Here is a 13815-nt window from a genome sequence, read left to right on the forward strand (position 1 = left end):
ACCGTGCAGAACCGATGCCAGCCATGGCTCCGCCCTCCTACTTCAAGACTACCACTTTCCTTGACAGCGAGCGAGTTCCGACCTCCAGCCGGCAGAAGTACACCCCGCTGGCCACGCGCTCCCCGCGATCCGTCCTGCCGTCCCAGGTGGCGGTCTGCCACCCGGCCGGAACCGGCCCGTCCACGAGGGTTCTCACCCGCCGCCCCGCAAGGTCGTACACCACCAGCGGCACGGGACACGCCTGCGGCACCGCGAACCTGAACACGGTGTCAGGTGACGTCGAGGAGAGGATCTCGAGCGCCGGCGAGGCCGGGCTCGGCGTCATGCCGTCGAACGGCACCCAGCCCGTGGGCAGAGCAGTGCTCTGGGCGGCTGAGACCGAGGAGAGCGCGAGCAGAGCGAGACACGAAAGAGACGTGAGAGAGGCAATGCGGGAGTCGTTCGGAGACCGGGGGAGCTGAGGAGGCGTGCGCATGGCGGGACCTCCTTCGTGGGCCGGCACGGGCCCGGCCCGACCGTGAGCGACAAGGCTTGCCGCGCACGGTCTATTGTACCCCCCCCGTTCTACTATCAACCCCGGCATAGTGACGCCGCGGGCAAGCTCCCCAGCGCGCCGAACACGCCGAGCGGGCCCCTCAATACGCCTTCCCCACCGCTGCGGGGGGACGGGACCGGCCGATGACGCCGACGAGGGCGACCATGGTGAGCACGTAGGGGATCATCTGCACGAACTCGGTGGGAACCTGCCGGCCCTGGAGGCCCATCTGCACGGCCTCGGCGTACCCGAACAGCAGCGACGCGCCGAGCGCCCCGAGCGGGCTCCACTTCCCGAAGATCATCGCCGCGAGCGCGATGAACCCGCGCCCGGCCGACATGTTCTTCACGAACTGGTGCGTGTTGAGCGCGAGGAACGCTCCGCCCAAGCCCGCGAGCGCCCCGCTCAGGAGCACGCCGGCGAACCGCATCCGCCGCACGCTGATGCCCAGCGTGTCGGCCGCCTCGGGGTGCTCGCCGGTCGCGCGGAGCCGAAGGCCGAACGGCGTGCGGAACAGCACGAGGTGCGAGACCGCGACGCTTGCGAGCGCGACGAGCACGAGCGGCGGGTAGTGTCCGAGCACCGGGTTCACGGCGCGCGCGAGGCCGCCCCACGACGCCGGCAGCGTCCAGTGCGCCATCGAGGCGACGGGCGGCGAGTTGGCCGAGCTCCCCCACACGATCCAGGTGAGGAACTGCGTCGCGCCGAGCGCGAAGAGGTTGATCGCGACCCCGCTCACGATCTGGTCGGCCCTGAACGTCACGGAGACGACCGCGTGGATGAGCGCGATGAGCATGCCGCCCGCGACGCCCGCCGCCGCGCCGACCCACGGGTCGCCGGTGGCCCACGTCGCGAGCACGCTCGTGAACGCGCCCGTGAGCATGATGCCCTCAAGCCCGATGTTCACCACGCCCGACCGTTCGGAGAACATGCCCCCGAGCGCCGCGAGCATGAGCGGCGTCGCCATCCTGAGCGCGGAGTCCATGACGACGAGGTCGAACACCTGCGAGACCTCCACGATTGCCGGCGGCCGCCCGAGCCGCGCAAGCCGCCGCCCCTACTCCGGCGTCGGCGCGGCCGGCGAGAACTTCGCGATGATGTGGTCCAGGCTCCCCCGGAGCGCCCGCACGACCTCCTTGAGCTCCTCGCGGGCGAGGAACAGCGACGCCACGACGTACACGACGGTCCCCTCGAACACCAGTCCGCCGATCGCGAGGAGCTGTCGGAAAATGCTCGGCGGGTCGGCGATCCCCACGAAGTTGCTGGCCGTGAGGAAGAGCACCGTCCCCATGATCGCGGCGGCGGCGAACGTCCCCGCGAAGCTCCAGAAGAGCCGCCGGTACCTCCCCTGCCGCACGCTCTTCGGCAGCACGAACAGGAACAGCACGAGCTTGAACACGTGCGCGATCGAGGTCGAGAGCGCGACCCCCGCGTGCTGGAAGACCCGCACGAAGAGCGCGACGAGCGCGACCTTGACGCCCAGCCGCACGAACCCGGCGATCACGGGCGTCTTCGTGTCGCGGAGCGCGACGAACGCCGTGATCATGATGCTCGTGAGTCCGAGCGCCCAGATGGTCGGCGTGTACAGGAGGAGCGCCGAGACCGTGAAGCGCACCGAGTGCTCGTCGAACTCACCGCGCTGGAACACGAGCCGGACGAGCGGGCCGCCCAGCACCGCCATCGCGATGGACACCGGGAAGAGCACGAAGAACGCGACGCGCAGCGACATCATGAACTTGTCGGCGAGCTCGCTCAGGTCGTCCCGGGCGGCGAGCGACGAGAAGTACGGCAGGAGGACCGTCGAGAACGCGAAGATGAGGATCTCGCGCGGGATGTCAATGAGCCGGATCGCATACGCGAGCGCGGAGATGCTGCCCGACGAGAGCGTGGACGCGAACATCCTGTCCACGACGTCGTCGAGCTTCGCCCCCGCCATCCCGATGAGAAGCGGCGCGGCGAGCCTCAGCACACCGAGGAACATCGGGTCGCGGAAGTCGACCTTCACCTTGATGTCGCCCCGGTGCCGAAGGGCGACCGACACCTGGATGGCCGCGTGCGCCGCCGCGCCGAACACGACGCCGTACGCGAGACCGTGGATCCCGAACGGCACGGTCAGGACGAGCGCCGACACGATGAGGACCAGGTTGTTCACCGGGTTGCCGAGCCCCGGGATGACGAAGTTCCGGTAGCAGTGGAAGAGGTTCGCGAAGATCCCGCCGATCGCCGTGAAGAGGATGGCCACGAAGATGACACGCGTGAGCGAGGTGGCGAGCGCCCTCGCCTCAGGCCCGAATCCAGGCGCGACCGCGCGCACGATCCACGGCGAGGCCACGATGCCGATGACGACGATCGCCCCCACGAGCACCGTGAAGTCGGCGAGGAACACGCCCACGTCGCGCCAGGCGGCGTGCTCGCCCTTCCGTTCGAGCCGCTCCATGAAGAGCGGGATGAACCCCGCGCGGATGGGCGACTCCAGCCACGAGATGATGATGGTCGGGATTGTGAACGCCACGAGGAACGCGTCCATCGTCACGCTCGTCCCGAAACGCGACGCGACGACCACGTCCTTGAAGAGCCCGAGCGCCTTCGCCACCAGCGCGAGCCCGATGACCACCGCGGCGGAGATGACGACGCTTCCCGCGGCGTTCGGCCGCTTCGCGCTCACCGCGTTGACCGCCGGACCCGTCCCGCTCGCGCGGTCCTCCCCGTTCATCGCCCCTCCCCGGCGGCGCCGGCCACCGCCGCGTGCGCGGCCCTGAGCCTTCTCGACAGGACCTCGTTTCCGACGACCACCAGGATGATGGTCACCGACTGGATCACCTGGATGAGCTCGCGCGGCACCCTCGTGAACACGTCCACCTCGAGCGCGCCCGTGTTCAGCACGCCGAAGAGGAGCGCGGCGAGGAGCACCCCGAGCGGCGTGTTCCGCCCGAGGAGCGCGACCGCGATCCCCATGAACCCGAGCCCGCTCGAGAAGTTGTCGAGGAAGCGGTGCCGGAACCCCATCACCTCGTTCACGGCCACGAGGCCGGCGAACGCCCCCGAGATCATCATCGTGACGACGACGGTCCTCCGCACGTTGATGCCCGCGCACTCAGCCGCCCGCGCGTTGTGCCCCACGGCGCGGATCTCGTATCCGAGCGTGGTGCGGTGCAGGATGAACCACGCGACCCACACCGCCGCGAGCGCGACGACGAGCGAGAGGTTGAGCGGGTTCGCGTGCGGAAGCGGAATCCCGCAGAGCTGCGCCGCTCGCGCGAGCCGCGGGAGGCACCCGGCCGCGGCGATCTCGGCGGTCTGCGGGGTCATCTGGCCGGGCTCCCTGAGAACGTGGATGACGAGGTAGCTCGAAAGCCCGATGGCGATGAAGTTCATCATGATCGTGTTGATGACCTCGTGGACCCCGAAGCGGGCCTTGAGATAGCCCGGCAGGAGCGCCCACAGCGCGCCGCCCGCGGCGGCCACCGCGATGAGCGCGGGCACGAGGACGACCGCGGGGAGACCGGCGAGCGCGATGCCGGCCCACGCGCAGAGGAGCGAGCCCGCGTAGAGCTGCCCCTCGCCGCCGATGTTGAAGAGCCCCGCGCGGAACGCGAACGCGACGGCGAGCCCGGTGAAGATGAGCGGGGTGGCGTTGAAGAGGACGAGGCCCAGCCCGTCCACGCTCCCGAACGCGCCGCGGAAGAGGATGGCGTACACGCGCGCCGGGCTCTCCCCGATGGTCGCCACGACGAGCGCCCCGACGAGGAACGACGCGGCGACCGCCACGAGCGGCGAGATCAGCGCGGCCAATCTCAGCCAGCGGCTCATGGCGCGCCTCCCGTCATGCACGCTCCGAGCTCCTCCTCCGTGACCGCGCCCCCCGGAAACCACGCGACGATCGCACCGCGGTACATGACGCCGATCCTGTCGGAGAGCGACATGATCTCCGAGAGCTCTGCGGACACGAGCAGCACCGCCGCGCCCGCGTCGCGCATCGCGACGAGGCTCCGGTGGACGAACTCGACTGCCCCGATGTCCACGCCGCGCGTCGGCTGCGACGCGACGAGGAGCGAGGGACGGCCCGACAGCTCGCGGGCGACGATCAGCTTCTGCTGGTTCCCGCCGGAGAGGTCCGCCGTGAGGACCGCAGGGTCGCCCGGCCTCAGGTCGTGCTTGCGGATGAGCGCGACGGCGCGTCCGCGCACCGCCTCGCGGGCGACGAGGCCGCGCCGCGAGTACGGCGCGTCGCGGTGCCGGCCGAGCACAAGGTTCTCCTCGACGGTGAACTCGAGGACGAGCCCGCGCGCCTGCCGGTCCTCGGGGATGTGTGCCGCGCCCGCGCGCCGGACCTCCCCCGGCCGCCGGTTCGTGACGTCGCGCCCGGCGAGCGTCACGCGCCCGGCGCTCGCCCGGCGCAGCCCCGCGACGACCTCGACGAGCTCGGTCTGCCCGTTGCCCTGCACGCCCGCGATCCCGACGATCTCCCCGGCGCGCACCGTGAGGTCCACGCCGCGGACGACCTCGACGCCCTTCCTCCCCTCGGCGCGAAGCCCGCGCACCTCGAGCACGGGCTCCGCGGGCCGCGACCGCCCCCGGTCCACGCGGAGCAGGACCTCGCGGCCGACCATCATGTGCGCGAGCTCCGCCTCCGTCGTCTCGCGCGCCTGCACGACGCCCGTCACGCGGCCGTCGCGCATGACGGTCACGCGATCGGCGAGCCGGATGACCTCGTCGAGCTTGTGCGTGATGAAGACGATCGTGCGGCCCGCGTCGCAGAGCGCCCGCAGGATCGCGAAGAGCTCGCGCGCCTCGCGCGGCGTGAGGACGGCGGTCGGCTCGTCGAGGATGAGGATGCGGGCGCCGCGGTAGAGGACCTTCAGGATCTCCACGCGCTGCTCGAGCCCGACGGAGAGGTTCTCGACGCGTTCGTCGGGGTCAAGGTCGAGGCCGTACTCCGAGGAGAGCCCCTGGACGGCGCGGCGCGCGGCGGGACGGTCCAGGAGGGCGCCGCGCCGCGGCTCCAGCCCGAGGACGACGTTCTCCGCGACGGTGAGCGTGTCCACGAGCATGAAGTGCTGGTGCACCATGCCGACGCCGAGGCGGATGGCGTCGGAGGGGCGGTGGCGGGAGACCTCGCGCCCGGCGATCCGGATGGTCCCGGCGTCGGGCGCGACGAGTCCGTAGAGGGCCTTCACGAGCGTGGACTTGCCGGCGCCGTTCTCGCCGACGATCGCGTGGATCTCGCCCGCGCGGACCTCGAGGTCAACGCGGTCGTTGGCCAGGACGCGCGGGTAGCGCTTCGTGACCCCGCGCATCTCGATCGCCAGGTCGGCGGCCACGGCCTCTCCGTTCGCGCGCCCGCGTGCCGTCAGCTCTTCGGAACGACGATCTCGCCGGCGACGATCGCGGCCTTCGCCTCCTCCACCCTCGCGCGCATCTCGTCCGTGATCAGCGACTCGTTGTGCTCGTCCACGGCGTAGCCGACGCCGTCCTCGGCCAGGCCGAACTCGCGGAGGCCGCCCTTGAACGAACCCTCGAGCGCCGACCGGACCGTCATGTACACGGCGTTGTCCACGCGCTTGATCATGCTCGTGAGGACGTGGCCGGGCGCCATGTAGTTCTGGTTCGAGTCCACGCCGATGGCGTACTTGCCCTTCTCGCGCGCCGCCTCGATGACGCCGTTGCCCGTGCTTCCGGACGCGTGGTAGATGACGTCCACGCCTCGCCCGAACTGGAGGAGCGCAAGCTCCTTGCCCTTCGCCGGGTCGGCGAACGCCTGCGGCGTCGTGCCCGCGTACGCGACGGTGACCGAGACGCCGGGGTTCACGTGCTTCGCGCCCGCGACGTACCCGGCCTCGAACTTGTGGATGAGCGGGATGTTCATGCCTCCCACGAACCCGAGTCGCCCCGTCGTGCTGAACATCGCGGCGAGCATCCCGACGAGGAACGACCCCTCCTCCTCGCGGAACGTAAGGCCGGCGAGGTTCGCGGGCAGCACCTCGCCCGGCCGCGCATCGAAGTCCACGCAGGCGAACTTGACGTCGGGGTAGTCGCGGGCGACCTTGCGCAGCGCCTCGCTGAACAGGAACCCCACACCGATGATGACGTCGTAGTCGGCCTGCGCGAGCTTGCGGAGTCCCGTCTCGCGGTCTGCGTCCTGGCCCGGCTCGAACTCGGTGTGCTCGATCCCGAACGCGTCCGCCGCGTGCAGGAGGCCGCGGTACGCCGAGTCGTTGAACGACTTGTCCCCCTTCCCTCCCACGTCGAAGACCATGCCGACGCGCAGCGGCGCGCCGGCCTTCGTCGGCTCGCCCTTCTGGCACCCGGCGATCGGCCCGACGGCGAGCAACGCGGCGAGGACCAACGCGATGCGCTTCATGATGCGCTCCTTTGCAGGGCGGGGCGGGCCGCGGCGGCGCTCCGGACGAGCGCTGCGAACGCCGCGAACCCCGCGATGACCACAAGGGAACCACCGAAGAACACGAAGTCAAGGCCGAACATGTCCGAGAGCGCCCCTCCCGCGACCGGCGCGACGATGAGCCCCACGCTCATGCCGCTCGTGAAGAGCGCCATGGACGTGCCCATCGCGTTGTGATGCCGTCCGCGCTCGGCGGCCACCGCGAGCCCCGCCGGCATGCCGATCGCCATGGTGACGCCCGTCGCGATCTGGAGCGCGAAGAGCGCCGCCACGCTCCGGCAGTACGGGATGGAGAAGATGAGCGCCGCCATCGAGAGGATGCCGATCCCCATGAGCGCCGGCCTCGATACGCGGTCCGCGGTCTTCCCGAACGGGATCTGGAGGACGCCCGCGAGGATGATGTTCGTCGCGAGAAGCGCGCCGATGACGCTGAGCGACGCGCCGAGCCCCTCGGCGACGAACGGCAGGAACGGGATGACGAGCCCGCGGCCGAACGCGACGAGCGCGCGGAAGAGGAACGCGGCCTTCACCATCGGGTCGCGGATGATGGTGCGCGTGCGCGCCCGCTTCTCGCCGGCCGCCCCGTGAAGACCGGCCTCGGGGAGAAGCAGGATGACGAGGAGCAGCGCGACGAGGCTCAGGCTCCCCATCGCGTAGAACGGCGCTCGGATGCCGAGGAGGTCGGCGACGGGGCCGCCGAGAAGCGGCCCGAGGCCGAACGCCGTGAAGAGCGCCACGTTGAACGCGCCCAGCCGCGAGCCCTCCTCGCCCTTCGGCGTGATGTCGGCGATGTAGGCCTGCGCCACCGGGTTGACCATCCCCGCGGCCGCGCCGTGGAGCACGCGCACCGCGATGAGCTGCGCCACGCCCGACGCGACCGAGTACGCGAGCGAGAAGAGCGTGTACAACGACAGGCCGACGACCAGGAAGAGCCGGCGACCGTGGTGGTCCGAGAGCCGTCCCACGATCGGCATCGAGATGAACTGCGCGAGCGAGAATCCCGTGAAGATGAGCCCGAGCGAGAGCCCGCGCGCCCCGAGTTCGCGGGCGTAGAGCGGCATGAGGGGGCCGATGAACCCGGTCCCCATGGCCGAGGCGAAGAGGGCCACGAAGAGCACGAAGTAGATGCGCCGGTGCATGTCCCTTCCGGACGGCGGCTCAGACGAAGAGGTCGGTGAAGGCGAACGCGTTCACGTCGAAGAGGCCCCTGTCGGTGATCTTGAGCTCCGGGATCACCGGCAGCGCGAGGAACGAAAGCGCCATGAACGGGTCGTCGAGCTTCGAGCCGAGGCGCCTCGCCGCCTTCGTGACCTTGTCGAGCCCCTCGACGACCTCGGGGAGCGTCTTCTCCGACATGAGCCCGGCGATGGGGAGCGGGAGCCCCACCACGAGCTTGCCGTCGCGCACCACGGCGAGCCCGCCCCGCATCTTCGAGATCTCGATGACCGCGGCCATCATCTCCTCGGGCGAGGTCCCGACGACGGCGACGTTGTGCGAGTCGTGCGAGACCGAGCTCGCGAGCGCGCCCTTCCGGAGCCCGAACCCGCGCACGACGGCGCGCCCCACGTTGCCGCTCGCGAGGTGCCGCTCGACGACGGCGAGCGGAAGAAGGTCGCGCTCGAGGTCGGCGACGAGCTTCCCGTCCTCGACCTTCGCGTGCTCGACGCTCGCGCGCGTCACGATCTGGTCCGGAACGAGGTTGATCACCCTCACGCTGTGCCCGGATGCCGGGATCTCGAAGTCCTCGACCTTGAGCCACCGGATGTTGATGGAGCTTCGAAGCGTGATCTGCGGCGTCCGCGGCCGCGCGACGACCATCTCGCCGTCCTTCGCCACGAGGCGGCCGTTCTTGAACACCATCCTCACGTTGAACTTCCTGAGGTCGTCCACGACCACGAGGTCGGCGAAGTAGCCGGGAGCGATCGCCCCGAGGTCCTTCAGCCGGAAGTACTGCGCCGTGTTGATGGTCGCGAGGCGAATGGCCGAGACCGGGTCCAGACCCTCCTTGACGGCCATCTTGACCATGTGGTCCACGTGGCCCTTCCTGAGAAGGTCCTTCGGGTGCCGGTCGTCGGTGACGAAGAAGCAGCGGGAGAGGTTCTCGGTGGTGACGGCCGGGAGGAGGTCGCGCAGGTTCTTCGTGACGGACCCCTCGCGGATCATGATGTGCATGCCGAGCCTGAGCTTCTCGACGACCTCGTCCACCGAGGTGCTCTCGTGGTCCGAGTTCACGCCGGCCGCGACGTACGCGTTGAGGTCGCGCCCCGAAAGACCCGGCGCGTGGCCGTCGATGCGCTTGTCCTGGGTCATCGAGATCTTGTCGAGCAGCCCCTCGTCCTCGAGGAGGACGCCCGGGTAGTTCATGACCTCGCCTAAGCCCAGCACCCACTTCTCGCGCAGGAGCGGGTAGAGGTCGAACCCACGGAGGTTCGCGCCGCTCGTCTCGAACGGCGTGGCGGGAACGCACGACGAGAGCATCACGAAGATGTTGACGGGGCTGAACTTGCTCGAGTTGAGGATGTAGTGGATGCCCTCGAGGCCGTGGACGTTCGCGATCTCGTGCGGGTCGCAGATGACGGAGGTCGTGCCCCTGGGAACCACCGAGCGCGCGAACTCCTGCACTTTCACCATCGTGCTCTCGACGTGCATGTGCCCGTCGATGAGGCCCGGCAGCACGAAGGCGCCCTTCAAGTCGATCGCCTTCCGGCCCTTGTACGACGGGCCGATGCCGACGATGCGGCCGCCCCAGACGGCGAGGTCCGCCTTGTAGACCTCGGCCGAGAACACGTTGACGATGCGCCCGTTCTTGAGAACGAGGTCCGGCGGCATCTTGCCTCTGGCCGCCCGGATGATCTTCGCGAGTTCCTTCATCGGTGCCGCCCCGTGGTTAGGTGCCGTCCCGCCCCGCGCCGGGCGCTGCCCGGCCTCGCCCGCGCGCCGCCGTCGCCCGCTACGCCGTCACCCTCGTGCCCGCCGCGCCGTCCAGCGCCGCGGCGATGCACTCGGGCGAGGTGATGATGACCTCGCGCCCGCCGCCCTCGATGAACTCGATGGCCGCCTGGATCTTCGGGCCCATGCTGCCGGCGGGGAACTGCCCGTCGGCCAGGTGCTTCCTCGCCTCGGCGACCGTGAGGCTCGACAGGCGCGCCTCGTTCGGCTTGCCGTAGTTCAGCGAGACGCGCTCGACCGCGGTGGAGATGAGCAGGAGCTCGGCGCCGATCTCGTTCGCGAGGAGCCTCGAGGCGTGGTCCTTGTCGATGACCGCCTCGACGCCCTTGAGCTTGCCGTCCAGCTCGACGACCGGGATGCCGCCGCCGCCGACGGCGATGACGACGCACCCGGCCTTGAGCAGCGCCTTGATGGGGCCGGACTCGATCACGCGCTTCGGCAGCGGCGAGGGCACGACGCGCCGCCACCCGCGGTTCGCGTCCTCCGCGACGTCCCATCCGAGCTCGGCGCGCTTCGCCTCGGCCTCCTCCATCGAGTAGAACGGGCCGATCGGCTTCGTCGGCTTCGAGAACGCGGGGTCGCCGCGGTCCACCAGCACCTGCGTGAGGACCGTGACCACGTCCTTCGCGATGCCGCGGTCCTTGAGCACGCCGCCCAGCACCTGCTGGATCATGTACCCCATGCCGCCCTGCGCGTCGGCGCCGCACGTGTCGAGCGGGAGCGGCGGCAGCGTCGTCGAGGCGATCTCGGCGCGCAGGAGGATGTTCCCGATCTGCGGGCCGTTCCCGTGCGTGATGACCACGTCGTACCCGCGCGCGATCATCTCGGCGATGTGCCGGCTCGTCTCCCGCGAGTTGTCGAACTGCTCGGGGATCGTGCCGCGCTGTCCGGCCCTCGTGATGGAGTTCCCGCCGATCGCCACCACTGCGAGCTTGCCCATGGATGTCGTCCCCTTGCCCCCGCGCTACGCCATCGTGAGCGCCATGATGGCCTTCTGCGCGTGCAGCCGGTTCTCCGCGACGTCGTAGATGATCGAGCGCGGCGAATCGCACACGGCGTCGTCCACCTCGTTCTCGCGGTCCACCGGCATCGGGTGGATGTAGACCGCGTTGTTCGTGCGCTTCATGCGCTCGGCCGTGGCACGCCAGTCGCGGTGCTCGGCCGACCGCCGCTGGTCGCCCTCGCGGCCCTCGGCGTACCGCGCCGGGTGCATCCAGTGCCGCGAGTAGACCACGTCCACGCCCCGGTAGGCCTCCTCCTGGTCGTGCGTGATCTCGAACCGCGTGCCGGCCGCGGCGCAGTTGGCCTTCACCGTGGCGATGACCTCGGGGTCGAGGTCGAACCCCTTCGGATACGCCATCCGGACGTGCATCCCGAGCCGCGAGCTGATGATGAGGCTCTCCTGCACGCTGCTCCACGAGCGGACCATCGGCGAGTAGCCCCACACCTGGAGGAGGGTCTTCCCCCTCGTGTCGCCGAGGTGTTCGCGCATGCCCTGGACGTCCGCGAGCCCCTGGCACGGGTGGAACTTGTCGTGCGCCATGCTCACGACGGGAATGCTCGCGATGTCGGCGAACTCCCTGAGGAAGGCGTCGCCGTCCCCGTACTTCTCCACGGAGTCCTCGAGGATGCGGATGCCGATGCCGACGCCGTAGCGGCTCATGACGTTCGCGGTGTCCTTCAGGACCTCGCCGCGCTCGGTCTTCGTGCGGAGGCGGAGTTTCGACGGCTCGAGGAACTGCGCGTGGCCCCCGAGTTCGCTCGCCGCGGCCTCGAACGACTGCCTCGTGCGAAGCGACGAGTTGTAGAACATCATCATGAACGTCCGGTGCCTGAGGACCCTCGCGTGCTCGTCGCTGTACCGCTCGGCCTTCATCTTCTTCGCGAGCGTGAGCACGGCCTCGAGCTCCTCGACGCTCCAGTCCTGCGTGCAGATGAGGTCGCGACCCTTGAGATTGACGGCCATCGCCCCTCCTCCTAGTCCATGGTCAGGGCCATGATGGCCTTCTGGACGTGCAGCCTGTTCTCCGCCTGGTCGAACACGACCGACTGCGGCCCGTCGATGACGTCGTTCGTCACCTCGAACCCGCGGTCGCAGGGCAGGCAGTGCATGTACTTCGCGTCAGGTCTTGCGAGCTTCATCTTCGCCGCGTCGCAGATCCAGTCCTTGTTCGCGTCGAAGAGCTTCTGCGTGGCGTCGAGCTCCGGCTTCTTCGAGAACGGCGGGATGAACTGCTTCGCGGTCCACGCCTTTGGATAGACGATGTCGGCGCCGCGGAGGGCCTCGCGCATGTCGTTCACGATCTCGAACGAGCCGCCGGCCTCCTTCGCGCGATTCCGTGTCGCATCGAGCACGTCGTCGGCAAGCTCGAGGCCCTTCGGGTGCGCGAGCACGACGTCGCAGCCGACGGTCGCGGCCGCGATGATCGCGCTCTGCGGGACCGAGAGCGGCTTCTCGACGCTCGGGCTGTAGGCCCAGCTCATCACGAACTTCTTCTTCTTGAAGCCGCCGCAGTGCTCGCGGACGGTCATGATGTCGGCCATGCCCTGGCACGGGTGGTAGATGTCGCACTCCATGTTGATGAGCGGGATGTCGGCCCACTGTGCGAACTCGCGGAGCACCCGGTTGGCCTTGCCGTACACCCACTCCACCGGCTCGCCGTACATGCGGATGGCGATGCCGTGGCCCATGCGCGCGAGCGTGCGCGCGACGTCGCTGATGCGCTCGGTCGAGTACGCGACCTCCTCGCCCTCCAGCGCGGGCCGGTAGATCTTGCTCGGGTCGAGGTAGTGGGCGTGGCCGCCGAGCTGCGTCATGCCCGCCTCGAAGCTGTTCCTCGTGCGGAGCGACTGGTTGAAGAAGATCATGAAGAGCGTGCGCCCCTCGAGGAGCTTGTGCGGCTGCCCCTTGTGGAACTTCTGCTTGAGGTCGGCCGCGACGTCAAGGATGTGCTCCACCTCCTCGCGCGTGTAGTCGAGGATGGTGATGAAGTCCCTGCCCCTGAACTTCCCGTCGTACATCGGACCCTCCGTCCCGTTCGTTGACCCGCGGGCCGCCGCGCGGCCCGTCACGCGCACACCTCTTCCAGAGCCTGTCTCGTCAGCGCCTCCACGAGCGCCGTCCGGTACCACGCCGACGCCCGCACGTCGTCGATCGGGCTCGTCGCCGCGGCGGCCCGCCGGGCGACCTCGGCGATAAGCGCGGCGCGCGCGTTGCCTCTCCCGCACGCCGCGTGCCACTCCTCCGCGAAGAGCTCCTCGGCCGTTCGCGCTCGCACCGGCGTCGGCGCCGCCGAGCCGATCGCGATCCTCACCGTCCCCGCCCGGGGCTCGAACACGACCGCCACCGACGCGATGGCGATGGCGAGCGCGCGCCGCTGCCCCATCTTGAGGTACGCGCCGCGCGCGTCGCTCGACGGGCAGTCGAGCCCGACCGAGACGATGAGCTCGCCGCGGCGGAGCGTCGTCTCCCCGGGACCGAGGAGAAACGACTCGAGCGGGATCGTCGTCGCGCCCGACCGCGACGAGCGCGCCGTCACCGCCGCGTCGAGTGCGAGGAGCGCGACGGCGCCGTCGGCCGCCGGCGAGGCGTTCGCCACGTTGCCGCACAGGGTCCCACGCTCGCGGACCTGCCGGGAGCCGATGGTTCGGCACGCGGCCGCGAGCGCCGGCGCGCGGTCGCGCACGACGGGATGGGCGGCGACCGCGGCGTGCGTGGCGAGCGCCCCGATCTCGACGCGGGCGACGCCCGGCGTGGGTTCCCCGACGACGATCGCGTCGAGGCCCGCGACGCGCCCGAGGTCCACGAGCACGGGCGGCCGTGCCGCCCCGTCGAGGATGCGCACCGCGAGGTCGGTGCCGCCCGCGATCGGGCGCGCGCCGTCGGCGGCGTCCAGCGCGGCCAGCGCTTCCTCGACCGTCCTCGGCGCGT

12 protein-coding genes are annotated in these 13815 nt (G+C 70.2%); all 12 read right to left on the reverse strand.

Going from position 1 to position 13815, the window contains the following annotated elements; genetic code table 11:
• Positions 1 to 37 precede the first annotated feature (37 nt).
• Positions 38 to 475 (reverse strand): T9SS type A sorting domain-containing protein, encoded by a 438-nt coding sequence (locus FJY74_08170; protein MBM3308286.1) that lies wholly within the window; start codon positions 473 to 475, stop codon positions 38 to 40.
• A 160-nt stretch (positions 476 to 635) separates the two neighbouring features.
• Entirely contained in the window at positions 636 to 1520 is an 885-nt protein-coding gene (locus tag FJY74_08175; GenBank protein ID MBM3308287.1) for an ABC transporter permease, read from the reverse strand.
• A gap of 72 nt (positions 1521 to 1592) precedes the next feature.
• Entirely contained in the window at positions 1593 to 3248 is a 1656-nt protein-coding gene (gene murJ, locus FJY74_08180; protein ID MBM3308288.1) for a murein biosynthesis integral membrane protein MurJ, read from the reverse strand.
• Positions 3245 to 4345 carry an ABC transporter permease gene (locus FJY74_08185; protein ID MBM3308289.1) on the reverse strand — a complete coding sequence of 367 codons (1101 nt, stop codon included), beginning with the start codon at positions 4343 to 4345 and terminating at the stop codon, positions 3245 to 3247. The genes murJ and FJY74_08185 overlap by 4 nt, the downstream gene beginning before the upstream one ends.
• Complete coding sequence (locus tag FJY74_08190; GenBank protein ID MBM3308290.1) at positions 4342 to 5832, reverse strand: ABC transporter ATP-binding protein; 1491 nt, start codon at positions 5830 to 5832, stop codon at positions 4342 to 4344. Before FJY74_08190 ends, FJY74_08185 begins: the two co-directional genes overlap by 4 nt.
• 53 nt (positions 5833 to 5885) lie before the next feature.
• Entirely contained in the window at positions 5886 to 6896 is a 1011-nt protein-coding gene (locus tag FJY74_08195) for a BMP family ABC transporter substrate-binding protein (protein MBM3308291.1), read from the reverse strand.
• Positions 6893 to 8074, reverse strand: a complete 1182-nt coding sequence (locus tag FJY74_08200) for an MFS transporter (GenBank protein MBM3308292.1) — start codon at positions 8072 to 8074, stop codon at positions 6893 to 6895. The genes FJY74_08195 and FJY74_08200 overlap by 4 nt, the downstream gene beginning before the upstream one ends.
• 19 nt (positions 8075 to 8093) lie before the next feature.
• Positions 8094 to 9806, reverse strand: a complete 1713-nt coding sequence (ade, locus tag FJY74_08205; GenBank protein ID MBM3308293.1) for an adenine deaminase — start codon at positions 9804 to 9806, stop codon at positions 8094 to 8096.
• 79 nt (positions 9807 to 9885) lie between these two features.
• Positions 9886 to 10824, reverse strand: coding sequence for a carbamate kinase (gene arcC / locus FJY74_08210; protein ID MBM3308294.1), 939 nt, complete (start codon positions 10822 to 10824; stop codon positions 9886 to 9888).
• A gap of 24 nt (positions 10825 to 10848) precedes the next feature.
• Entirely contained in the window at positions 10849 to 11850 is a 1002-nt protein-coding gene (locus FJY74_08215; protein ID MBM3308295.1) for an ornithine carbamoyltransferase, read from the reverse strand.
• Positions 11851 to 11861: 11 nt separating this feature from the next.
• The gene (locus FJY74_08220; protein MBM3308296.1) at positions 11862 to 12905 is read right to left on the reverse strand and encodes an ornithine carbamoyltransferase; all 1044 of its coding nucleotides are present in this window, start codon (positions 12903 to 12905) and stop codon (positions 11862 to 11864) included.
• A gap of 47 nt (positions 12906 to 12952) precedes the next feature.
• Positions 12953 to 13815, reverse strand: an 863-nt coding sequence (locus FJY74_08225) for an FAD binding domain-containing protein (GenBank protein MBM3308297.1), incomplete at its 5' end; no start/stop codon positions are given.

This window comes from Candidatus Effluviviaceae Genus I sp., from assembly GCA_016867725.1.
GTDB lineage: Bacteria > Joyebacterota > Joyebacteria > Joyebacterales > Joyebacteraceae > VGIX01.